This window comes from Capsulimonas corticalis (genome assembly GCF_003574315.2).
Lineage (GTDB): Bacteria > Armatimonadota > Armatimonadia > Armatimonadales > Capsulimonadaceae > Capsulimonas > Capsulimonas corticalis.
Genome location: NZ_AP025739.1, coordinates 2,004,981 through 2,025,581 on the forward strand (window position 1 = coordinate 2,004,981; position 20,601 = coordinate 2,025,581).

General features: G+C 63.6%; 19 protein-coding genes. 5 read left to right on the forward strand and 14 right to left on the reverse strand.

The genetic code is table 11. The features are described from left to right. Positions 1–93 precede the first annotated feature (93 nt). From D5261_RS08555 to D5261_RS08575, 5 genes are all read right to left on the reverse strand, one after another. A complete protein-coding gene (locus D5261_RS08555) occupies positions 94–1,716 on the reverse strand; it encodes a sensor histidine kinase (protein WP_119322522.1) in 1,623 nt (540 codons plus the stop codon). Further along, a complete protein-coding gene (locus D5261_RS08560) occupies positions 1,713–2,393 on the reverse strand; it encodes a response regulator transcription factor (RefSeq protein WP_119322521.1) in 681 nt (226 codons plus the stop codon). Before D5261_RS08560 ends, D5261_RS08555 begins: the two co-directional genes overlap by 4 nt. Before the next feature lie 346 nt (positions 2,394–2,739). Continuing rightward, positions 2,740–3,813 (reverse strand): acyltransferase family protein, encoded by a 1,074-nt coding sequence (locus D5261_RS08565; RefSeq protein WP_165864344.1) that lies wholly within the window; start codon positions 3,811–3,813, stop codon positions 2,740–2,742. Between the two features lie 73 nt (positions 3,814–3,886). Beyond that, the gene (locus D5261_RS08570; RefSeq protein WP_119322519.1) at positions 3,887–4,156 is read right to left on the reverse strand and encodes a hypothetical protein; all 270 of its coding nucleotides are present in this window, start codon (positions 4,154–4,156) and stop codon (positions 3,887–3,889) included. 61 nt (positions 4,157–4,217) lie between these two features. Next, entirely contained in the window at positions 4,218–4,577 is a 360-nt protein-coding gene (locus D5261_RS08575; RefSeq protein ID WP_165864343.1) for a YkvA family protein, read from the reverse strand. A 90-nt stretch (positions 4,578–4,667) separates the two neighbouring features. On the opposite strand from D5261_RS08575, the gene D5261_RS08580 reads away from it, so the two are divergent. After that, positions 4,668–8,066 carry an ATP-dependent DNA helicase gene (locus tag D5261_RS08580; RefSeq protein WP_165864342.1) on the forward strand — a complete coding sequence of 1,133 codons (3,399 nt, stop codon included), beginning with the start codon at positions 4,668–4,670 and terminating at the stop codon, positions 8,064–8,066. Then, positions 8,027–8,698, forward strand: a complete 672-nt coding sequence (locus D5261_RS08585) for a hypothetical protein (RefSeq protein ID WP_125206076.1) — start codon at positions 8,027–8,029, stop codon at positions 8,696–8,698. Before D5261_RS08580 ends, D5261_RS08585 begins: the two co-directional genes overlap by 40 nt. A gap of 173 nt (positions 8,699–8,871) precedes the next feature. Here the strand turns inward: D5261_RS08585 and D5261_RS08590 are convergent, their stop codons facing one another. The 3 genes from D5261_RS08590 to D5261_RS08600 form a co-directional block, all read right to left on the reverse strand. Continuing rightward, positions 8,872–10,563 carry an RNA polymerase sigma factor gene (locus D5261_RS08590; protein WP_119322515.1) on the reverse strand — a complete coding sequence of 564 codons (1,692 nt, stop codon included), beginning with the start codon at positions 10,561–10,563 and terminating at the stop codon, positions 8,872–8,874. Positions 10,564–10,742: 179 nt separating this feature from the next. Continuing rightward, the gene (locus tag D5261_RS08595; protein WP_119322514.1) at positions 10,743–11,228 is read right to left on the reverse strand and encodes a hypothetical protein; all 486 of its coding nucleotides are present in this window, start codon (positions 11,226–11,228) and stop codon (positions 10,743–10,745) included. A gap of 25 nt (positions 11,229–11,253) precedes the next feature. After that, on the reverse strand, positions 11,254–11,757 hold the full coding sequence (locus D5261_RS08600) for a hypothetical protein (protein ID WP_119322513.1): 504 nt from the start codon (positions 11,755–11,757) through the stop codon (positions 11,254–11,256). A 406-nt stretch (positions 11,758–12,163) separates the two neighbouring features. On the opposite strand from D5261_RS08600, the gene D5261_RS08605 reads away from it, so the two are divergent. Then, entirely contained in the window at positions 12,164–12,925 is a 762-nt protein-coding gene (locus tag D5261_RS08605; RefSeq protein ID WP_125206075.1) for a hypothetical protein, read from the forward strand. A gap of 140 nt (positions 12,926–13,065) precedes the next feature. After that, entirely contained in the window at positions 13,066–14,034 is a 969-nt protein-coding gene (locus D5261_RS08610; RefSeq protein WP_165864341.1) for a peptidylprolyl isomerase, read from the forward strand. A gap of 45 nt (positions 14,035–14,079) precedes the next feature. Here the strand turns inward: D5261_RS08610 and D5261_RS08615 are convergent, their stop codons facing one another. From D5261_RS08615 to D5261_RS08630, 4 genes are all read right to left on the reverse strand, one after another. After that, positions 14,080–15,084: a LacI family DNA-binding transcriptional regulator gene (locus D5261_RS08615; RefSeq protein WP_165864340.1), complete on the reverse strand. Its 1,005-nt coding sequence runs from the start codon at positions 15,082–15,084 to the stop codon at positions 14,080–14,082. A gap of 58 nt (positions 15,085–15,142) precedes the next feature. Beyond that, a complete protein-coding gene (locus D5261_RS08620) occupies positions 15,143–16,738 on the reverse strand; it encodes a carbohydrate-binding protein (protein ID WP_165864339.1) in 1,596 nt (531 codons plus the stop codon). 230 nt (positions 16,739–16,968) lie between these two features. Then, positions 16,969–17,685 carry a response regulator transcription factor gene (locus D5261_RS08625; protein ID WP_119322508.1) on the reverse strand — a complete coding sequence of 239 codons (717 nt, stop codon included), beginning with the start codon at positions 17,683–17,685 and terminating at the stop codon, positions 16,969–16,971. A 117-nt stretch (positions 17,686–17,802) separates the two neighbouring features. Then, positions 17,803–18,324, reverse strand: a complete 522-nt coding sequence (locus tag D5261_RS08630) for a hypothetical protein (RefSeq protein ID WP_119322507.1) — start codon at positions 18,322–18,324, stop codon at positions 17,803–17,805. Between the two features lie 207 nt (positions 18,325–18,531). Here D5261_RS08630 and D5261_RS08635 point away from each other — a divergent pair, with 207 nt between their 5' ends. After that, a complete protein-coding gene (locus D5261_RS08635; protein ID WP_119322506.1) occupies positions 18,532–18,957 on the forward strand; it encodes a DUF5335 family protein in 426 nt (141 codons plus the stop codon). 97 nt (positions 18,958–19,054) lie between these two features. Here D5261_RS08635 and D5261_RS08640 read toward each other — a convergent pair whose 3' ends face one another. Together D5261_RS08640 and D5261_RS08645 are read right to left on the reverse strand one after the other, a co-directional pair. Then, on the reverse strand, positions 19,055–19,459 hold the full coding sequence (locus D5261_RS08640) for a hypothetical protein (protein ID WP_165864338.1): 405 nt from the start codon (positions 19,457–19,459) through the stop codon (positions 19,055–19,057). A gap of 84 nt (positions 19,460–19,543) precedes the next feature. Next, a complete protein-coding gene (locus D5261_RS08645) occupies positions 19,544–20,560 on the reverse strand; it encodes a hypothetical protein (RefSeq protein WP_119322505.1) in 1,017 nt (338 codons plus the stop codon). Positions 20,561–20,601: the final 41 nt, after the last annotated feature.

Here is a 20,601-nt window from a genome sequence, read left to right on the forward strand (position 1 = left end):
GGCTCCTTCTTCGCTCATTTCATGATGTTCGCTGCGAAGACATCGTTGTCTCCGAGCGGCTTGTCTCTATCATATCCGTGTTAGATGAAGCGATCATGAAGAAATACGCGGGGGAGTGCGCGCGTGAATTTTTGTGGGGTTCGCCGCCTTGGGGGCCGCCGGAAGGGTGAGCGTGACCGTCGTCCCCGCGCCGAGCTTGCTGTCGATCGCGAGCGAGCCGCCGCTGGCCTGTGCGATCGCCTCGCAGATCGCCAGGCCCAGGCCCGTACCGCCGCGCGCGGACCCACGGGCGGCGTCCACGCGGTAGAAACGCTCGAAGATGTGCGGGAGATGTTCGGGAGCGATTCCCTCGCCGGTGTCCGTGATGGAGATCTTCGCCTGCCGGTTTTCGACGCGGGCGGCGATGGTGATGGAGCCGTCCGGGGGCGTGTGGCGCACGGCGTTGTCCAGCAGGTTGCGCAGGAGGCGCGTCAGATCGTCGGGACGCGCGCGCACGCTCAGATCGGGCGCGAGATCGGTATGCAGCATCGGCGGACAATCCACCGCGCCCCGCGCCAACTCCCAGGCGGCGTCCATCGCGTCCTCCACCGGCGTCGGCGCCTGATCGGCCCGGATCTGGCCGGTGTCGGCGCGCGCCAGCAGCAGCAGGTCCTGGACGATCCCCGTGGTCTGGTCCGCCGCTTTGTCCACGGTTTCCAATGCTTCGCGGTACTCCTCGGCGGTGCGCTGTCCGCGCAGGGCGAGGCTGGTGTTGAGCTTGATGACCGCGAGCGGCGTGCGCAGTTCATGCGAGGCGTCGCCGGTGAACCGTCGCTGCTGCGCGAAGGCGCGCTCGATCCGCTCCAGCATGGCGTTGAATGTCCCGGCGAGGCGCGAGAACTCGTCGCGTCCCGTCACGGGCAGGCGGCGAGAGAGGTCCTGCGCGCCGATGCGCTCCGCCGCTTTCGTGATCTGCTGCACCGGATGCAGCGCCCGGTTCGCCAGAAACGCGCCGCCGAGCGCCGTGATGATCAGGCCCAGCGGGATCAGCGTCATCAGCGTCCGGGTCAGGTCGCCGACTTCCTGGTTGACATCCGTGAGCGGCTGCGCCATTTGCAGGACGCCCACGACCGGGCCGGAGCCGGGGGGCGCACTGGAGCCGGGCGACCCGTCCTCCCGGATGACCGTCGAGTAAACGCGCAGTTCTTCTCCGTCCTGAAATACCGTGGTGTGTAAGCTTTCCCCCTGCGTCGAGCGCAGGAAGCTGGCGAGATCGTAGGGCGTGACCGTCGCGTGCGAGAAAAAGTCATGGCGCTGGAAGTCCATCGAACGCTCCATGGGAGGCCGGCCGACGTTCGGCCGGCGCGGCCCTTGCGCGTCCATCAGATGAAGGACGCCTCGCTCCAGCCATTGTGGGGGCTGTCCGCCCTGCGCCTGACCCGGCTGCCCCGCCCGGCCTTGCGCTTCGCCAAAGCCCAACTGCATGGGAGCGGCGTCGTTGGGCGGTCCGGGCGGCGGACCGCCGCCGAAGCCCAGCGCGCGCTGATCGGGGGGCGGAATATGGTTTCGCCCCATCGACCGGTTGGTCATCTCCCGGTCGACGCCGGCGATCAGGCTGGCGTGCAGCGTGTACCGCAGGGTGACGCCGAGCAGCGCGAGGATGAGGGCCAGGACGCAGACGTTCCACAGGATGATCTGGATTCGGATCGAGCCGCCGATCCACCGCACAGGGTTCATGCGTCGCCGCTTTCCCGCCGCAGCGTGTAACCCATGCCGCGCACCGTATGGATCAGCTTGACGGTCTGATCCTGATCGATCTTCTTGCGCAGCAGCCCGATGTGGACATCCACGGTATTCGAGTAGCTGTCCTCATCCAGCCATACGCGCTCCTGAATGGCTTCGCGGCTGAGCACGCGGCCTTCATGTGTGGCGAGCGCCTCCAGCAGCGTATATTCGCGCTCGGTCAGGGTGATCGGGCGCCCTCCGCGCGTCACCGTCCGCGCGCCGGTGTCCATGCGCAAGTCGGCGATGGTGATGACGCGCTCTTTGTGGATCTTGTCCCGTCGCAGCAGCGATCGGATACGCGCGAGCATCTCGCTGAAGTCGAAGGGCTTGGGCAGGTAATCGTCGGCGCCCATCTCCAGGCCGCGCACCCGGTCATCCACGGCGTCGCGCGCCGTGAGCATCAAAATCGGCGTCGAATCGCGCGATTCGCGCAGTTCCTGACAGATCGTCCACCCATCCATGCTCGGCAGCATTACATCCAGCACGATCGCCGAATAGCGCCGCGACCGCGCCATCTCCAGCCCCTCGCGCCCATCCAGCGCGGCGTCCACTTCGTAGTGTTCTTCCTCCAGACCGCGCTTGATGCCTGCGGACAGGGCGGCTTCGTCTTCAATGAGCAGTATTCGCATACGATCCTCCGCGCGAGAAATTCTCAGGGACGGAATCCATCCTTAGGGAAACAATACCACACCCTCATGAAGGGTTGATGAAGAAATCTATCCCGCGTCCTGTTCAAACCTAACCCCAGCATGCGGGGTCCCCGTGCAAACCCACGCCCGCGCTTCGCGTGCTCCCCTGCAAACCCACCCCGGCCTTCGGCCGACCCCTCCCGCCGACGGGAAGGGTTATTTCAGAGTGTGTTATTGCAGGCGGTTTCTGTAAGAGGCAATCTTACTCGCCCTTCCCGCCCGAGGGAGGGGTCGGCCGAAGGCCGGGGGTGGGTTTGCAGGGGAGCACGCGAAGCGCCAGGGTAGGTCACCCAGGGCTGGGTTTGCCAGAGCTAGCTTTGACCAAAAACCGCCGCTCGACGGCGTGATAGAATCCCCAGGTCGCCAGCGCGATCGAAGGGAGGCCGAGTATCGTCAAGGCGGCGGCGCGGGACAGCGGCGCGCGCAGCCATGGGAGGGCGAGCATGTTCAGTATGTGGCTGAGCAGCAGGAGAAGGGGTATGTGGATGAGATAGAGCGAGTAGGACCGCTGCCCAATGCGTACGAGCGGCGGGAAGGAGAGCGCTTGTCTCAGGCGGGATTCGGGACGCTGATGCAGGGCGATGAGGGCCGCCGCGATGGCGGCTCCGGTGACGGTGTCGATCATCGGCATGTGGCGGCCGAAATCCGCGCCGCCCGCCGCCGTAATGGGATTGCGGCCGAGGAGGAGGGCGGTCAGCAGGAGGAGCGTCCAGGACGCGAGGTCCCAGCGCGCGCCGCTTCGGGGCGCAGCCCATCCGGCGCAGACGCCCAGGGCGAAGAGAAAGAGATACCAGGGGCAGGAAAGCAAAAAATCCATACGCCATGCGAAGATGGCGGCTGTTAGCGCGCCGCTGAGCGCCGCCGATGCGGCGAGAACGGCCCATGGGCCGTGGCGTTTCAGCAGCCCGACAATCGCGGGAAAGAGAAAGTAGATCCGCCATTCCACGGCGACGCTCCAGAGAGGGCCGTCGAAGATATTCCACTTGAGGAACGCGTCCTGCACGAGAAAGATGTTGCTGAGCAGCGCGAGCCAGGGAAATGGTTTGCCGTGATGTCCCACGAGGTAAATGAGAATTGCAAGAGCCAGGGCGGCGTAACAGGGGGGAAGGATACGCCGGGCGCGCCGCCGGAAGAAGTCGAGGGCGCCGCCGCGCAGCTCGCCGGCGCGAACGACGGGCAGGATCAGGCAGTAACCCGAAAGCACGATGAAGATATCGACGGCGAGGTGGCTGTAAAGCGCCCAGTTGGTGAGGAAGCCCAGGAGCCCTGAATGGGCGTTCATGCCCCGCAGCAGGATCCAGAGATGGGAAAGGACGACCCAGATCGCCGCCAGTGCGCGCAGCCCGTCGAGAAAATCCAAACGCCGCGCCGCCGGAGCGGCGTTTGTGAGTTGTGAGGGAAGGGTGGACAGAGAAGTGCGCCTCGCGCGAGCGCTAAAGCGGCCGATACCAGCCGGATGGGCGCGGGCGGGACGCCGCTTCCTCATCGTCCTCATCCGAGGATCCGCCGAGCGCCGCCGTCGCCGTGACCTCACGCGCGGCCACCTGGAACTGAAGGATATCGCACGAGCCCGGCATCGCCAGGTCCGCGATCTCCAGCTCCGTCGCCGCCAGACGCGCGGCTTCCGCGCTCTCCGCCTCGATCTCCACCGACGCCGACCCGGTGAAACGCAGGTTTACTTTGTATAAGTTCTTTGCTCGCAAAAGATTGATCGCTCCCGGACTTTAGTGTACCGCATTTGCGTTCCAGATGGCGCCATGCGCCTCACGCCTTTCCCCGCAGCGCGGCGATCCCGCGCCGGACTTTGTCCAGCAGTCCGAACAGATCCGTCTCCCCGTCCCAGTGTTCGCGCACGATCTCGGCGGGGACGGCTTTCACCACCCACGTCAGCGTGAGCGCGGCGAGAATCAGATCGTCCGCCACGCCCAGCACCGGGATGAAATCGGGAATCAGATCGATCGGCGACGCCAGATACCCCGCAAGCAGGGCCAGCCCCGCCTTCCGCGAGCGCGGAACGCGCGGATCGCGCAAAAGCCGTGCGGCGAGCTTGATCAAATTCGGCAGAAACCGCGCCGCTTCCTTGATCTGCGCGCGGCCCGCCGCGCGTCGTTCCGGGGTTGGCAATGTGGGGTGTTTCCTTTGCAGAATGTTCCCGGCCATGGTGTGAAGGTTGTTGGCGTTTCCCGCCAAAACCGCGTACAATAACAATACCCTATGAGCACGACCCTTCAAGACATTCGCCGCAAAGCCTGCGCCCGCCGCGTCGCGCTTGGCTTCTCCCTCGACACGGCGCACACGGCGGTCGAGATCGCCGCCGTGCTGGCTGTTCCCGCCGAGTCCCCCGCGCCGGCCGCGCACGCCGAGGCGCATCGGGCGCTGCATGGCGACCATGAATGCACGGCGGGACAGGAGGCCGATGTGCAGGGCGCGGCGCTGGCCCGTGTGGACGATTTGCCAGAGGATCTGCGCCGTGAAGGCGAGGCCGACGCCTACGCCGCCGAGATCTTGCTGCCGACTCCGCTGATGGCCCGCCTGTTCTGGGAGGAGCGCTGCACGGCGTCGGAGGCTGCCGCGCGGGTGGGGGTAGACTCCGCGCTCGTTCAGGGACAGATGGCGCACGCCGTGCTGCTGCCGGCGGTTTCGGAGGAGCCGTCGCAGGAAACGGCGGCGAACCGGGAAGTGACCCTGGACCCGTCGCAGCGCGCGGCGGCGGAGGCCGTGCGCGGCCCGCTGCTGCTGGGCGCCGGGCCGGGAACGGGAAAGACCAAGACGCTGGTGGGGCGCTGTCAGTTTCTCACGCGGACGCAGGGAGTGAAGCCCGAGCAGATCCTGGCGCTGACGTTTTCGCGCGACGCCGCGCGGGAGATGCGCGAGCGGCTGATCAGCGGCGACGTGGGGACCGAACGCTGCGGCCCGTGGGTCGGCACGTTCCACAGCTTTGGCCTGGAGATCCTCCGCCGTTATGGCTCGGAAATCGGCCTTCCCGAGCAAGTGAAGCTGCTCGGGACTCTGGACGCCGTGACGCTGCTGGAGAACCATCTCGATCGATTAGAATTGGATGTGCTGGATAACCTGCGCAATCCCGCCTATCATCTGCGCGGCGTATTAAGGCAAATCTCGCGGGCCAAGGACGAACTCTGCGCGCCGCTGGAGTACGACAAGCACGTCGCCGCGATGCAGGCGGACGCTGAGGCGGCGGCGCTGGCGCTGGCGGCGAAGGGCGGCAAGAAGGTCCTGAAGAAGGATCAGGAAGTCGTGGAAAGGCAGGAAGCGGCGGCGGCGAAGGCGCGCGAGGTGGCGCGCTGCTACCATGTGTACGAAGCGCTGCTCGCCGAGAACGGCTATCTGGACTTCGCCGACCTGATCTCCCGCGCCGTAGGGCTTTTGGAGCATGCGCCTCATGTCCTCGCCGATCTGCGCGGGCGTTATCCGCATGTGCTGGCCGACGAATATCAGGACGTCAACCGTGGCTGCGCGCGTCTGGTGCGGCTGCTGGCGGGCGACGAGGCGCATGGATTATGGGCGGTCGGAGATCACCGTCAGAGTATTTATCGATTTCGCGGCGCCTCCCCCGCGAATGTCGCCGCCTTCGGCCGCGATTATCCCGGCGGAAGCCGCTTGGAATTGGGCGTGAACTATCGCTCGCGCCGGCCGATCGTGGAGTGCTTCGCCGTCGCGGCGCGCGGCATGGGCGGCGAGGGCGCGCAGGAGTTTCCCGGCTGGGACGCGGCGCGCGGCGCGGCGGCTTCATCTGAGCATCCGGCGGTTCTTTACGCCTCTGCGCCTGACGATGAGGGGCAGGTCGATGGCGTCGCGCGGTCCATCACCGCCTTGCGGGAGCAGGGGTGGGCGTATCGCGATCAGGCCATCCTGTGCCGCACGCATGCCCAGGCGCAGTCGCTCGTGGACCGGCTGACCGAGCGCGGCGTTCCCATCTTATATCTTGGCGCGCTGCTGGAGCGTCCCGAGATCAAAGACCTGATCTGCCTGCTCTCGCTGTACGGCGGCGGCCCGAGCACGGGGCTGGTCCGTATCGCCGCCCTGCCGGAATATTCCGTGCCGCGCGAGGATATTTTGATGCTGCTGCGCCGCGCGATGCGCGACGAGCGGCCGTTTTTCGAAGCGCTCGCCGATGTCGTTCTGTGGGACGGCCTCAGCCCCGCCGCCATCCCCGGCCTCGGACGTCTCACGGCGCAGCTCGCCGCCCTGGACGCATCAGAGCGCGACCCCGTGGCGATCCTCGGCGCGTATTTGTTCGATCAATCCCAGTTCATACGCCATTTGGAGGACGCGGACACGCCGGCCTTCGCGGCAATGCAGAAGCGCATGGCGGTTTACCAGCTCTGGGAACTGGCGCGGGACTACGATGGCGGCATTGTCCGATCGTCGGTCGCGCCCACCGGCCCGCCGAACCGGGTGCGCGACTTTCTGGCGCATCTCCAGCGCCTCGACGCCGTGGGAGAAAGCCCGCAGGGCGCCACGCCGCCTGGCGCGGAGTCGCTGGACGCCGTCCGCATCATGACCGCGCACAAGGCGAAGGGGCTGGAGTATCCGGTCGTTTACGTTCCCAACCTCGGCCACGGCCAATTCCCCTCGCGCGGCCGCCACGACGGCATCCCCGAGCCGCCCGGACTCACGGGCGCGTCCGACGATGAGACTGAAGAAGACAACTGCCTCTTTTTCGTCGCCCTGTCCCGCGCCCGCGATCACCTCATTCTCAGCCGCTCCGCCGCCAACGCGAAGGGAAAAGAGATCGAGCCATCGCCGCTCATAAACTTAATCAGCCCATGGCTGATCGCGAACAGCGCGGCGCTAGTCGAGTGGCCGTCCGGGCGCTCCGAAACATCTGAGGAATCGGACGTCTCACCCAACGCGCCGCCTGCGCTGCCGCATCACAGCGCATCGTCATTGGAACAATACGGGCGCTGCCCGCGTCAGTATTACTACGAGCGCGAGCTGCAATTACCCGCCGAGCCGCCATCGGGCGCGTACCCGAAGTTCGCCGCCGCCGTGCGCCAAACCCTGCGCTGGCTGGACGACGAATGCGCCGCCGGCCGGCTCCCCGCCTCCGAAGCGCTGACCGCCCAGTTTGAGACTGTGTGGATTGAGCATGGCCCGGTCGGCCGCCTGCACGAAGCCCGTTACCGCGCGCACGCCCAACGCCTTCTCGCCACCGCCTTGCAATTCGCCACCACCGACCGCGCGGCGCTGGAGAACCCGTCCCTGCGCGCCACCCTCGCCACATGTCATATCAGCACCAGGCCCGAAGTCGTCTACGAGCGGCCCAGCGACGGCGCCCTTGTCATCGCGCGCTATTTCAACACAAAACCGGCCCCCACGGATATGACCGACAAGCGCCTCGCCCTGCTGCGCAAAGCCGCCGCCGACTCGCACCCGGACCGGCCGATCCTGCTCGAGCTGCGCTACCTCGAAGACGGATCCACCGCCGAAGTCGCGGCCCCCGCCACCGAATACAAAGCCAAGCTCGAAGCCGACCGCCTGCTCAAATACGAACGCGCCGCCCAGGGCATCGCCCGCCGCGACTTCGCCCCCGCCCCCGAGACACAGGACACTTGCTCGGGCTGCGGATACCGGTGGGTGTGTCCAAGCTGAGACCCATGGAAAACAAAAGCGAAACCCTCGAAGCCGGCGACAAGAGCCAGTGGCCGCCGCAGCCTGATCGCGATTACCGCGTTTTACAAATGGGGATATCGAAGATCGAGTTCGACGGACATTTGCTCAAAGTTTGCTGGAAGACGTTGCATCCGCTCGCCGCGTCCATGATTGGCTTGCCTGCGGTATGGCTGTTCATGACCGCGAAAGAGCTTTGGGGAATACAGCCGTTCGCCACCCTGAAGTCTCATAAAATGCTGATTTTGCTGCATTATCATCCCCTGACTGTCATTGCAATCTTCGCGCTCATCGGGGCGCAGGTGGCGATTGGCGTCGCCATGTGCTACTGGGTGTTTCGTGTCGCCGAACGAGAAACGCTGTCGATTGATCTCAATCGGCGGACAGTGAAGCTGGCGAATCAAAAAGAACTACCCATGACGGCGATCGCCGGCATCCGTGTGCGAGTGGCGTCAACGACTAAGAAAAAGCTGGCGTTCGTGGACATCGGGGTGGCGGCCGGCGGCCGCAAAAAGGTGAACTGGCGGGGCGTTGCGCTTATGAATACCCAGGAGGATGCGGCGATTGCCGCTCATGAGATTTCGGAGTTTACCGGGATCCCGATTGTCGTTTAACCGCTTGGGTGACCGGCGGTCCGGGTGCGTGTGACTGATTTTTGTGAAACGTCCTACCGCTGGAAGCAGTGGTCTACACAAAGGGAAGTCGGCTAAAGCAGACTCTCGGATGGTGCAGAACGCTGCTTCCAGCTGCGGGAGACAGCCGTGAGAACGGCCGTAACGAAAATCCGTCACGCCCGGTCCAGCTTTTTGTGAAGGTCCTTCGACTCGGTCACCACATCATGAATAATCTCCAGACCCTGGCGTTCCGTGTCAAACTGCGCCAGGGCGGCTCGCGCTTCGGAGCGGCGCCCCAGCTGCATCTGGGCGGAAGCAAGCGACTCCAGCGCCATGCAGCGCTCGGAGGGCCAGGCGTTGGGGTCGGCGAGAATTTGGTGCGCCGCCGCTGCTTCCTTCTGGTATCGATGCTCGATTCCAAGCTCCCACAGATCGATTACGCGGTCGGTGTCGCCGTGCGCCGCCTCCGAAATATCCGGTGTCGCCGGCGTGCTTTCGGGCACGACTTCCAGCTGCACATCCGCCAGCCAAACCTTTCCCGTCCCCGTCAGATCGCAGCCGTACGCCATGCCCTGCGCGTCTGCGGGAACATCCAGCACATAGGAGTATCGGCGCCAGGGCGTTGTTCCCCGGATCGGGCGCTGGGCCATGTTCCAGGCGCGGATATCTTTCGGCGCGTCCAGCCGGATCCAGAGCCCGGCTTCTCCAGGGACATTCGCCGTACGCAGCTGGGCGCTCAGCCGCACGCGTTTGCCGCGATACCGGTCGGCGCGGACGCCCTGCATCAATGTCCCGTAGCTGTAGGGATGCGCCACGCGTGCGGTGAGGAAGGCGCTGGCCTGGTGCGGCGCCGGGCCGCTGGGGTCGGCTTGAATTGCATAGTCTGGAGCGCTGCTGTTCGGCGCCGCCTTGTACCAGCCGGTCAGCCCCTGCTGGAAGTTGAGATTGACGCCGGATGTGCTCGAATCGGTCCAGTCGACCTCGGAGAGGCGATTGTAATAGCTGGTGGCGGCCACGGCGGTCGCGACGGCGGCGACCGCGAACACGGAAGCGCAGGCAGTAACGGTTTTCATCCACATCGTATGAAGCGCTCCTTGCGCAAGCTGAATAGCGTTCGCCGCCGCCAGTCCCATCGCCAAATGCCCCACCTGGGTGGCGGCGATGGGCAGGGCGGCGGCGAGTGTGGCGGCCGGCGCGGCTTCCGCCGCGTGATCGGTGAGCAGGACGGCGAGGGCGGCCCCTCCGAGAATGGCGCCCTCGCGGGCAAGATGACGGCGCATCCGCTCCACGGCGCGGGCGACGCGCATTCGGGCGGTGTTTTCGGACACTCCCAGTTGCGCTCCGACTTCCGCCAGGTTACGCCCTTCGAAGAATCGGAGTAATACGGCCTCCCGGTCGGCGGGACGCAGCCGCGCCACGGCGGCGTTAATATGCGGCTCGATGGCTTCCCAGGAATGGTCGTCCTTTCCGGGGTCTCCGGGCGGAGGCTCTTCGCGGCGCAGCGCGTCCGCCGCCGCCTGCTCGCGCCGCAGGCGGCTTCGCTCCTGACGGACGGCGTTGCGCGCGGTGAGCCGCGCGGTTTGGAACAGCCACCCCGCCAGCCCGTCGCCGCCTCGCAGCCGGGGGGCCTTCTTCGCCAGGATGAGAAAGACCGCCTGCGCGGCGTCCTCGGCGAGATCGAGGTCGCCGGCTTCCCGCCGGCATGTGGCGTAGACCAGGCCAAGGTGCCGATGGATAATCCGCGCAAAGGCGGCCTCGGAGTTTTGCGTGACATAGCGGCGCAGCAGCGTCCGGTCGGGCAGATCGTCCTCGATCCTCTCGTCCGCCGCCGGCGCGTCCTCCCGGAGTGAATGACGCGAGATCATGGCGCTCCTCAACTTGCGAACCTCCTCGGTTTAACCTGGAAGACCCAAACTTTTGTTGGTTTTCGCGTGGCCTTCTATTATAGACTGTGCTCAGGCGCCGCCGACCGCACAGTTTTTATCAATCCAAGAGAAAAATCTCTAAACCCCGCCCCGATCGCGCCGCGCATCGTCACTGTTCGTCACTCGGAGTACCATGTGCGTATGTCTCGCGCGGCATGCCAGGCGAGGAAAGCGGCGACCAGAGAGGGGACGACATCATATAGATAATTCGGCGTCCACCAAGGCTGAGAGCCATAATCAAACTGTGGCCCAACAATGAGTCGGAAGAGAAGGTAGCAAGCCGCCAGTGTCAGAGGCGGCGCGACCTGGGACGCCGTTTGAAGGAAATGCGGCTGCTGGCGGACCGCTTTTCTCTGAACAGCGTTGATGATCGACAGCGCCGCGCCGTTCAAAAGCCCCGCCGCCATTCCGGCGATCAATCCATAAACGCAGCCAAAGAGGGCGCCGACGAGAAAGAAGAATACGCCGTAGGCCGCCCCGTACAGAAACCCCAGCCGTGCGCCTTCCTTGAAGCAATACCAGAGCAGAGCGCGCGTCATCGCTTGCGCATCCAGCTCCTCCACCGTACGACGTTCGTGGCGCTCCGCGTCATCTGGGATTTCCATCAATAACTTCTCTCTTGGTCCGCAATCACTCAAAGTACCAATCTTCCATCTTCCGCGCCGCCTGCCAGGCCGCGAAGGCGGCGATGAGGGATGGGATGAGATCGTAGAAGAAATTTGGCTCTAGCCAGGGATGGTCGGGGCCGTCAAATCCTGGGCTTATAAGAAGCCGGAATATTAGGTAGCAGGAGAGGAATGTTACCCAGGGGCCGGTATAAACGGCGGTCCATAGGAAATAGCGCTCTTCTCTCGGTGTGTTTCTCTGTATCGCATTAATAGCAGATAGGATGACGCCGTTCAATAATCCCGCCGCCATGCCTGCGATCAACCCATAAAGACATCCGAAGAGCGCGCCGAGAAGAAAACAGAATATGGCGCCATACGCCGCGCCGTAGAGAAATCCGCGCACCGCTCCCTGCTGGAAGCAGTATCTGAGTAAAGCGCGAGTCATCTCGCTTATGCCCATCTCATCCACCGTTCGGCGGCGTTTGCGGTATTGTGTTCGATCGAAGCCCATTTCCTCAATTCCCATGGATTTGCTCCTTATGTGGATGCGTGAAATCTTTGATGAACGTGTTCACTTTTTAAATATACCCGATATTGTGAAAAATATCGCAATCTCGGAAAGGAATTATCATGAACTTTTACGGCCTTTAAGTCCAAGGCTGGAGTATGTCAATTGTTTAATTCCTAGTAAATGCAAATAAGCATGATATATAAAACCTATTGACATTTACCATAAGACCTGATATAGTTACTCTCGGCCCTGAGGACAGCGTCACGGATCTCTTGTTTTGGTTTCTTTTCTAGTTTTGCTATATTAATGGCTTGTCCCGTGCGAAGATCGCCCCTGTGTACGGCGGACGGAGGACGGCTAGCATAAATGCGCCGCTAAATTTCAGCCCGGCGGCGTATTCGAAGTCAACGGAGGATTTTCGATGTCACTCACCATGGGTAAGACACTGCGCGCCGTGAGCGCACTCGGCGCGGCCGCCGCAATTGCAGGAACGATGGGCGTCTCCCAGCCCGCGAACGCCGGCTGGTGCAACACCAACGGCTGTACCTTGACCTTGACCGGTCATATCACCGTGAGAAACAACTGGTGGGGCGTCGCCTCCACCGGCGCGTCGGGCTGGCAGGATGTTTGGACGAACGGCAGCGCCAACTGGGGCTCCGATTTTAGCTGGAACGCGGGCAACAACCAGTACGGCGTCAAAACGTTCGCCGACACCCATGACGGATGGGCCTGGGGCGGGTTTAACGGCTCTCCGTTTCCGCAGCAAATTAACTGGGGCGGATCTTCCTGGATCAAATCCACCGCCAATAACTACTGGTGCAACGGCACGCAGGATACGATCTGGGATTGCTTCTATAGCTACAGTAGCAATCCTGGGAGCAGCAACCCGAACACCGAGCTTGAAGTGTGGCTCACGGCCAGCATTAACCCCTCCGGCTGGATCTATAACACCACGGTGGACGGGGTTTTCTACAACGTCTACTATCAGCATGGAAACTGGGATATCCTGGCGTATGTGCCCTCCTATGCGAGCAGCCGAACGGTCAACATCTACGATATCTCCAAGGACGCCTGTAACCATGGACGGATGTCGACGAACGAGTATCTGCTCAATATCGACTTCGGTCCGGAAATCTATCAGGGGTCGGGAAGTATGAACTGCGGACAGTTCTACGCGCCATAAACACTCCTGATGAGGCGTGTCCGTAAAAGGCTTAGCGGTATCGAGCCTTTTACGGATTTTATGCAACTATTGCTATATAATGCTTGTTCGGAGAGATGGGAACGATGATGCCTTTGCTGCGGAATAAGAATCTCTTACCGATGGCGTCCCTTTCAGCGGTCGTTGTCGCGGGCGCCGCCATCGCCGGGCATTTTTGGGCGGCGCGCCATGCCGCCCCGGCGCGCGCGGCCGCAAATCCGGTCGTCGCTAGCGTCAATGCGACTTTGCTGCGCCAATCCGATGTGGCGAGGATGTCGCCGCCGATGGACTCCTCGGAAGCGGTGGCGCTGCTGGTCGATTTCACCCTGCTCGATCAAGCGGCCGCGCGCAAGCACGTCACCGTTTCCGACGCCGAGTTGACCAGTCTGCGGGGCCGGATGACGGACGGGGGAGGGGAGGCGGCGTATGCGGACGCGGCGAAGAAGCTGCATCGGAATACGTTCGGACTGGACCAGCAGCTCCAGCACAGTCAGATTCTGGAGAAGCTCGCGGCGCTGGAGCTGTCCGCGCCTCCCGACCGCATGGTCCACGCCCGGGGAATCCTCATTCAACCGAGAGGGAAAAATGCGTCGAGCGACCGTCAGGCGCGGCGATTGGCGTCCCAGCTCTCCCAGCGGATCGCCGCTGGCGCGGACTTCGCGGCGCTGGTGAAGCAGTACTCGGAGGACGCCATCTCCAAACGGAATGGCGGCGATCTTGGGGTCATTCAGGACGCCATGCCAAGCGTCCCAAGGTATGGGCTGGACAACCACTTTACCAACGCCGTGATGGCGGCGTCCGGCGCTGGTAACGTCGCCAATCCCATCCAGGGAGATCTGGGATACTGGGTCGTCCAAATCATCAGCACCGCCAGGCGTCCCGCCCAGGACCGAGGTCTCTATGCCGCGCAGCTAGCCATGTGGCGCGGATACTGGATCAAAAAGCTGGAGCCCGGCGTCATGGGGCGGCTTCGCTCCGCCGCGACGATTGAACCGCCGCTGCAGGACGCTCCCGATGCGCGCGCCAGCCGCGCCGCCGCCCTTCCCGCCGGCCCGGCGCCTGCGGGCGTCCGGCAAAGCGCGGCCAATTGACGCTTTCCATCGATACTTTGAGATCTCCAAGGGGAGCGGGAAAGATCAGGCGGTGTCGCCGCGAATGAACTCGACGGGGAGGATGGTTTCGTCGGGAATCGCGGCGCCTTCATGCCGGGAGAGCACCAGGGCGACGGCGTCGCGGGCCATTTGGCGCCAGGGCGCGCGGATGGTGGTCAGACGGTAGGCGGGAGGAATGGGGGACGTGGACCCGTCGAAGCCGACGACGGCGAGGTCTTCCGGAACACGGACGCCCGCCGAGCGAAAGTGCTCGATCATCTGATAGGCGAACACGTCGTTCCAGCAGACGGCGGCGGTGGGGCGCTTGCCGGGCGCGATTTCGAGGTAATGGCGTTCGACGCCGCTGACCACATCGTCGTTCGTGCGCGCGGCGCCGGCGGTGACGGTCATGCCCAGCGCATAGGCGGCGGCGCAAAAGGCTTCGTAGCGGCGGACGGTGGAGCTCAGACGATAGGGGCAGACGCCGTAAAGGACATGGCGGTGGCCGGACTGCGCGAGGTATTCGGCCTGAAGACGCCCGCCCGCGACGTCGTCCACGCAGATCGAAGGCAGTCCGGCGATCGGGTCGGTGATGGCGATCACGGGAAGGTGCGACGCGGCGAGGCGGGGCGCGAGCGCGCTGTCGCTGAAGGCGTGCAGGATCAGGCCGTCCACTTTGCCGTTGACGAGCTCCGTGTAGATCTCATCGGTAGAGTCGCCGCGAAATGTCCCGTGCATCAGAAAGTCGCGTCGCTGCTGCTCGCACGCCTGCTGGATGCCGCTGACGACATCGGCGAGAAATAAGCTGCGCGTATCGATATACCCGCCCATATAAAAGCCGATCGCCTGTGTCTCCCGCCGCCGCAGCGAGCGGGCGATCGCGCTCGGCTCATAACGCAGCTCCGCCGCCGCCGCAATGATCCGTTCCCGAGTCGCCTCGGAAACCCGCGTATTGCTGCGCCCGCCGCTGAGGACGACGGACGCCGTGATCTTATTCACCCCGGCCCGCAGGGCGACATCGGTCAGGGTCGGTGCTTCGTTTCGGCGCATGGGCGGGAGTCCAAATGCTCCTGGAGGCTCCCCCCGCAGGGGCATCCTCCAGCGCGATCTACAAACGGGTAAACGTCATCGAGTTGAGATTATACCCGGCCTGATCCTCGACGAGCTTAAGCGTTTGGGTTCCGGCGGGCAGCGTCGCCTGCGCCGTCACGGAGACCCATTTTTCCCACCCGCCGGTGTCGCCCACCGTGATCGGCCCGGTGAGATCGTTGCCTGCGGCGTCCTCCAGATGAAAGACGCCGCCTTTGCCGGCGGCGGCCGCGCGGATGGCGATTGCGTACTTGCCCGCCGAGGCGATATGGACCGTGTACTTTAGCCACTCCCCGTCCGCGGTCCAGGCGATGCAGTATCCGCCGCCGGTGTCGGAGCAGGCTTCGAGGTCCACGCCCTGGAAGGGGCGGTAAAGGGCGTCGTGGTTGACGGCGTCCGTGTCATGGTACGCAACGCCCTCGCCGCCTTTGTCATAGTCTTCCAGTTGGACAACTCCCGGGATCGGCGCGGGGGCGTCATGGTAGGGCGCTTCGACGACCGGCGGCGCGGTCATTGCGATCTCCTCCGACGGCTTCGAGACGCCCGCGCCGTTCACGGCGGCGATCCGGTAATAGTATTTGGCGCGGGGCGTCAGATCCGTATCCATAAATGTCTCGGCGGCGATCCCCGTCGCGATCGGCTTCCCCAGCGGCTCCCCGCGCTTCTCGTTTCGGTAGATATTGTACGAGGTCGCATTGATGTCGCTTGTCCAGGTCAGCGCGATCTGGCGGCTGTCGCCCGGCGCGGCGCTCGGTCCTTTCGGCGCGGGAGGAGCGGCCGGCGCGCCTTTGTAGACGCGCACGTAATCGACGAGCATCTTTTGCGGGAAAATCGTCGTCTTGTCTGGATAGCCGGGCCACTCGCCGCCGACGGCGGTGTTAATCAAAAAGAAGAACGGCGCGTTGAACGGGTAGGGATTGTCGCCATACTCCGCCGCCGTACGCGTCTCGTAGAGGTGGCCGTCCACATAGAACGAGATCGAATCCTTGACCCACTGCATCTGGAACAGATGGTAGGAGTCCGTAAAGCGCTGTCCTTTGGGAAGCACGTACGGCGCGTTCTTCGTGAGGTCCCCATGCGGCGGCGCGGCGCCCGCGCTGTGCAGGCTGCTCAGGTTCCGGTCCTCCCACGATTTCAGGCCGATGTTCTCCATGATATCGATCTCGCCGCACGCCGGCCAGCCGACCTGCCCGATGTTCTCGCCGAGCATCCAGAACGCCGGCCAGATCCCCTGCCCGTACGGCAATTGGATGCGCGCTTCGACAAACCCATACTGAAACGGCTTCTTATGCGCCGTGGACATACGAACGGACTCGAACCCATTCGTATTGGTCGAAAGGATCTGAAACGCGCGCCCATCCGTCGCCCTCGGGTCCGCCGCCACATGCCCATGCGCCTGATCGTTCACATAAATCTCGGACTCGCCATTGGCGTGGTTCGGCCCGGTCTCGAAGTTCCAGCTCGAATCGTCCGCCCGCGCGCCGGGATCTTGATGAAACTCATCGCTCCAGGAGAGCGTGTATCCCGCCGGCGGCGCGGCCTGCGCCGCCGGACAAGCCATAATGCAAACGCCGGCGGCTGTGGCGGCGGCGAAGAAACGAGGAAGCGAAGTCATGGGAGGCATTTCCTTATCGACATTGAGTGATGAAAATCGTTTGACTTAACGTTATGTCAAAATACTTCTTTACGATATCATCGATTGCGGCGGGTGTCAAGAGGATTGTCTGTTTGGGGAAAGACGGAAGAGATCAGTCGCTGGCGAATGGGGGAAAGCCAGCGACTGCGCACGGCGCTGGCAGTCTCTCGGAGTTATGATAGACAGGCCATAGTAGACAGGACGTGGGACTAGTGATGGGCGAGCTGCGTGTGTTCGACGCCGTCCATTCCCACGCCGCCCCGGCGCAGGACGTAGCCTAATCCCCGGACAGTGTGGATGAGCTTTTCGGCGTGGCCCTGATCGATTTTTTTGCGCAGGACGCCGATGTGGACGTCGACGGTGTTGGAGTAGCTGTCTTCATCGAGCCAGACGCGCTCCTGGATGGCTTCTCGGTCGAGGACGCGGCCTTCCTGGGCGGCGAGAGCTTCGAGCAGCGTGTATTCGCGGCCGGTGAGCGCGACCGTGCGCCCGGCGCGGGTGACTTCGTGGCTGTCGGTATCGATCGTGAGATCCGAGATCCGGATGATCGGCTCCTTGTGGATCCGATTTCGGCGCAGCAGAAGGCGTAGGCGGGTCAGAAGATCCGAGGCGTCGAACGGGCGGGGCAGAAAGTCGTCGGCTCCGGTTCCTTCGGCGGAGGGGGAGGGAGCGCTTTCCGCGCCGACGCCGGTCAGCATCAGCACGGGAGAGTGGGCGCCGTCTTCACGCAGCGTTCGGCAGATCTCTTCGCCGCCCAGATCCGGCAGCGCCTGGTCCACGACGATGGCGGAATAAGGGCGCACAAAGGCGCGCGCGAGGCCCGATCGGCCGTCCAGTGCGACATCCACTTTGAACCGATTTTCCCGCAGGCTGCGCCTGATGGTCGCCGCAAGCGCCACTTCACTCTCGATAATTAAAACTCTCATGTGTTCCCCTCCGCCACTTACTGCTTATGGGATACCCGGCGTTTATGAAAAATTAATGAACCCCACGGGCAGGCGTTTTCTCTTTTGTGCGTGATTTTGCTCGCGAATCCGGCAATTTTAGTAGGCGGAGACCCCGCGCCGCTCCAATTGGCCGACCATCAGGCGGCACCAGAGCAGGGGAAAGAAGCCGACGACGCCGAACGCGCAGTCGATCAGGCGCCAATAAAACGGTATTCCTCGCAGGGGGCCAAAAACCAGGGCGTAGGGGATGACGAGGACGCAGGCGATCATGCCGAAGGTGATCACCCACACATTGCGGACCGGATCGCGCCAGGGGCCAAGGAACGCGATGGCGATCACGAAGTGGCCGAAAGCGAGCCAGTCGGTCCCGTAAAAGAGGAACGGCCAGCGCGTGTCCACGTCGCGCAGCGCCGCGCGGACGGTCAGCAGCCACCCGGGCAGCCCCGCATAGGCGTGCGGGCTTGCGCCCGCGGGCAGGCCCATCCACTGCGTCAGAAGGTCCAGTTCATCGGCAAGCGGAATCGCCGTCGCGCCGCTGACCGCCAGACCCAGCATAAACAGCGCGAGCACGAACCGAATCCGGGCGTAGAGCTTGCGAATGTGGGTGGAATTGTTCATTTACGGCGGCCTCATGTCAGTTTCGCATGAAACGCCGTAGGTGTCAAGCGTGGAATTGCGCCGGCCGCCGGGAAAGTGAAATACGGAGAATCGGGGACGCGCGGAAAATTGATGTAGGATTTTCGCGGGGATTGGGTAAACGTGCAATGCGGCCGGCGATTGAGCCGAAACTTGGCCGTCCTAATTACGGACATCGGAGGAACATCAATGAGCGTGAACACCCATTCTTCCAGCGATTTCGATACGGTGGATGAAGAAGACGATGAGGACGCCGGCCATGTGATGGAGGCGCAGGAGGTGCCCGCGCATCAGTGGGCGGACTTCTTCACGGACTTCAGCCAGCGGTTCGCCGGCCAGTCTGTGACGGTGGAGGCGGGCGCATCGTATGGCGACCCGAGCGCGGAAGAAGCGGAGACGATCGCTCAGGGATTGACCCTCACCGGCGTATCCGTGGATTTCAAGGACGGGGAAGAAGGAACGATTCAGATCTTCCTCGGCGACGAGACGGAAGATCATATCACGCACGTCGTGACGGAGCCGACTTATGTCTGGCGTTATCAGGACAGTGAGGGAGAAGATTCGGTTCTGGAGATCGAATCGGCGGACGGACCCACGACCTTGATCCATTTGTAACGAGAACGACGGAGCGAAATACCGCGACGCTTCGGGATCCATCCATCCCGGAGCGTTTTGTTATGGGACACAATCGGCCGGATTTGATCGACGGGACTCAATCACCGCCTCCGCCTCCACCCCCGCCGTCTCCGCCTCCGCCGCCATCACACCCTCCGCCTCCGCCGCTATCGCCGCCGAAGCTGCCGCCGCTGTCCCCGCCCCAGCCGCCTCCGCCGTCGTGACCACCCGCGCTGTGCCCGCCGTCAAATCCGCCGTGGTGGCTCGACCCGCCCCCGTCATGGTGTCCATGCGAAGAGTGGTGACTGGAGCTGCCTGCGTAAGAATTACCCGCATCCCCGGAGGACGAGCTGACATAAGAGTCGCCTCCGTCTCCTCCGCTTTCCGAGCCAGACCCTCGCCGTTCCTGCCGGCGCCGATCGTTCGGCTTCGGACTTTGCAGCGCGGACGCCACGAAAATCATCAGCGCGACGATCAAGATCACGATCACCAGTCCATCCATAAGCGCGTGTCTCCTTTGTTTTATACCTTCTACTCAGTGAGACACGGACCTCCAGGAATGGTTGCGCCAGCTTTTTTGTGGATTTTATGGGCTTGGCGACGGAGTCTCCAGCAGGGCTTCAATCTCTGCCTGCGCGGCCTGCGTCTCAAGGTCCGGGGATGATAGCCGGCGAAGGCTCCAGCGCACTGTCTGCGCGTGGCGGTCGCCCTTTCGGAAGAGATACAGCGGCGAAAGGAGCTCCATTTCGTCGTAAACCCCGCCTCCGCCGCCTTGGTTGTAGAAGCAGGCGGGAAAGCCCGCACCATCCGCGCCGTCGGGATAGGGGCTGAAACGGACGTTCTGGATCGGGGAGCGCATCAGGAACGCGGTCCCGTCTTTGACGCTCACCAGGGCGGCGATTGGGGCGTCCACGCCGACTTTGTAGGATTTGGCGGGGACGGGCTTCAGGCGCAGCAGGGTTGGGGATAGCGTCGTGGCGGCGTCGGCGTATTCCGGGGCGGGACCGCCGAAGAACCAGTAGAAGCCGTTGTGGTAAGCGCTTCGATCGCTCATCGGCAGGAAGACGGCGTCCGGGTAGGCGATCTGCGTGTTCTGCCAGATGCTGATGCGCCGGGCCTCCCCCTTCACTTTCTCCAAGGTTTGGGTGATCTTCAATTCGCCGACCGCCGTCCAATCGAAGTCCAGCGTCAGACGCGTTCCCCAGCCTTCCCAAACGGGGCCGGTCAGCCGCAGATGGTCCGATTCCGCTTTGGCGGCGAGGGGAGCGCCGTCCCACGAGGGATGCGGCGGGTACAGGTCGCCGGCGAACAGGGGCCATTCGCTCTGGGGCGCGGGCCAGGTCTTAGCGCCGCCCCGGTTCTTGTAGCCGTTTCCTTGCAGTGGATCGGGCTCCGCGTTCCAAAGCACGTTCAGGCCGCCGACAAACCCATAACGCATGACGCGTCCCCACGCGGGCGCGATGATCGCCTCGGTTTTGCCGTCGCTCAGGCGGTAGGCGTCCTGTCCTTGCCATGTCGTCCGGGTCAGCGTCGCCGCCATGGCGGGAGTGGACAGGGGCAGGCCGCACAAGATCAGGAGCAGCGCCTTTGGAAGAATGTTCATTGGGATACCTGCTTTGCTATCGATGATCGTTCCGTTTTTAG

Excerpts from the sequence above, each read along its gene's own strand:
- D5261_RS08555 (WP_119322522.1), bottom strand. The coding sequence starts at position 1,716 with ATGAACCCTGTGCGGTGGATCGGCGGCTCGATCCGAATCCAGATCATC.
- D5261_RS08560 (WP_119322521.1), bottom strand. The coding sequence starts at position 2,393 with ATGCGAATACTGCTCATTGAAGACGAAGCCGCCCTGTCCGCAGGCATC.
- D5261_RS08580 (WP_165864342.1), top strand. The coding sequence starts at position 4,668 with ATGAGCACGACCCTTCAAGACATTCGCCGCAAAGCCTGCGCCCGCCGC.
- D5261_RS08590 (WP_119322515.1), bottom strand. The coding sequence starts at position 10,563 with ATGATCTCGCGTCATTCACTCCGGGAGGACGCGCCGGCGGCGGACGAG.
- D5261_RS08595 (WP_119322514.1), bottom strand. The coding sequence starts at position 11,228 with ATGGAAATCCCAGATGACGCGGAGCGCCACGAACGTCGTACGGTGGAG.
- D5261_RS08600 (WP_119322513.1), bottom strand. The coding sequence starts at position 11,757 with ATGGGAATTGAGGAAATGGGCTTCGATCGAACACAATACCGCAAACGC.
- D5261_RS08605 (WP_125206075.1), top strand. The coding sequence starts at position 12,164 with ATGTCACTCACCATGGGTAAGACACTGCGCGCCGTGAGCGCACTCGGC.
- D5261_RS08610 (WP_165864341.1), top strand. The coding sequence starts at position 13,066 with ATGGCGTCCCTTTCAGCGGTCGTTGTCGCGGGCGCCGCCATCGCCGGG.
- D5261_RS08615 (WP_165864340.1), bottom strand. The coding sequence starts at position 15,084 with ATGCGCCGAAACGAAGCACCGACCCTGACCGATGTCGCCCTGCGGGCC.
- D5261_RS08620 (WP_165864339.1), bottom strand. The coding sequence starts at position 16,738 with ATGACTTCGCTTCCTCGTTTCTTCGCCGCCGCCACAGCCGCCGGCGTT.
- D5261_RS08625 (WP_119322508.1), bottom strand. The coding sequence starts at position 17,685 with ATGAGAGTTTTAATTATCGAGAGTGAAGTGGCGCTTGCGGCGACCATC.
- D5261_RS08630 (WP_119322507.1), bottom strand. The coding sequence starts at position 18,324 with ATGAACAATTCCACCCACATTCGCAAGCTCTACGCCCGGATTCGGTTC.
- D5261_RS08635 (WP_119322506.1), top strand. The coding sequence starts at position 18,532 with ATGAGCGTGAACACCCATTCTTCCAGCGATTTCGATACGGTGGATGAA.
- D5261_RS08640 (WP_165864338.1), bottom strand. The coding sequence starts at position 19,459 with ATGGATGGACTGGTGATCGTGATCTTGATCGTCGCGCTGATGATTTTC.
- D5261_RS08645 (WP_119322505.1), bottom strand. The coding sequence starts at position 20,560 with ATGAACATTCTTCCAAAGGCGCTGCTCCTGATCTTGTGCGGCCTGCCC.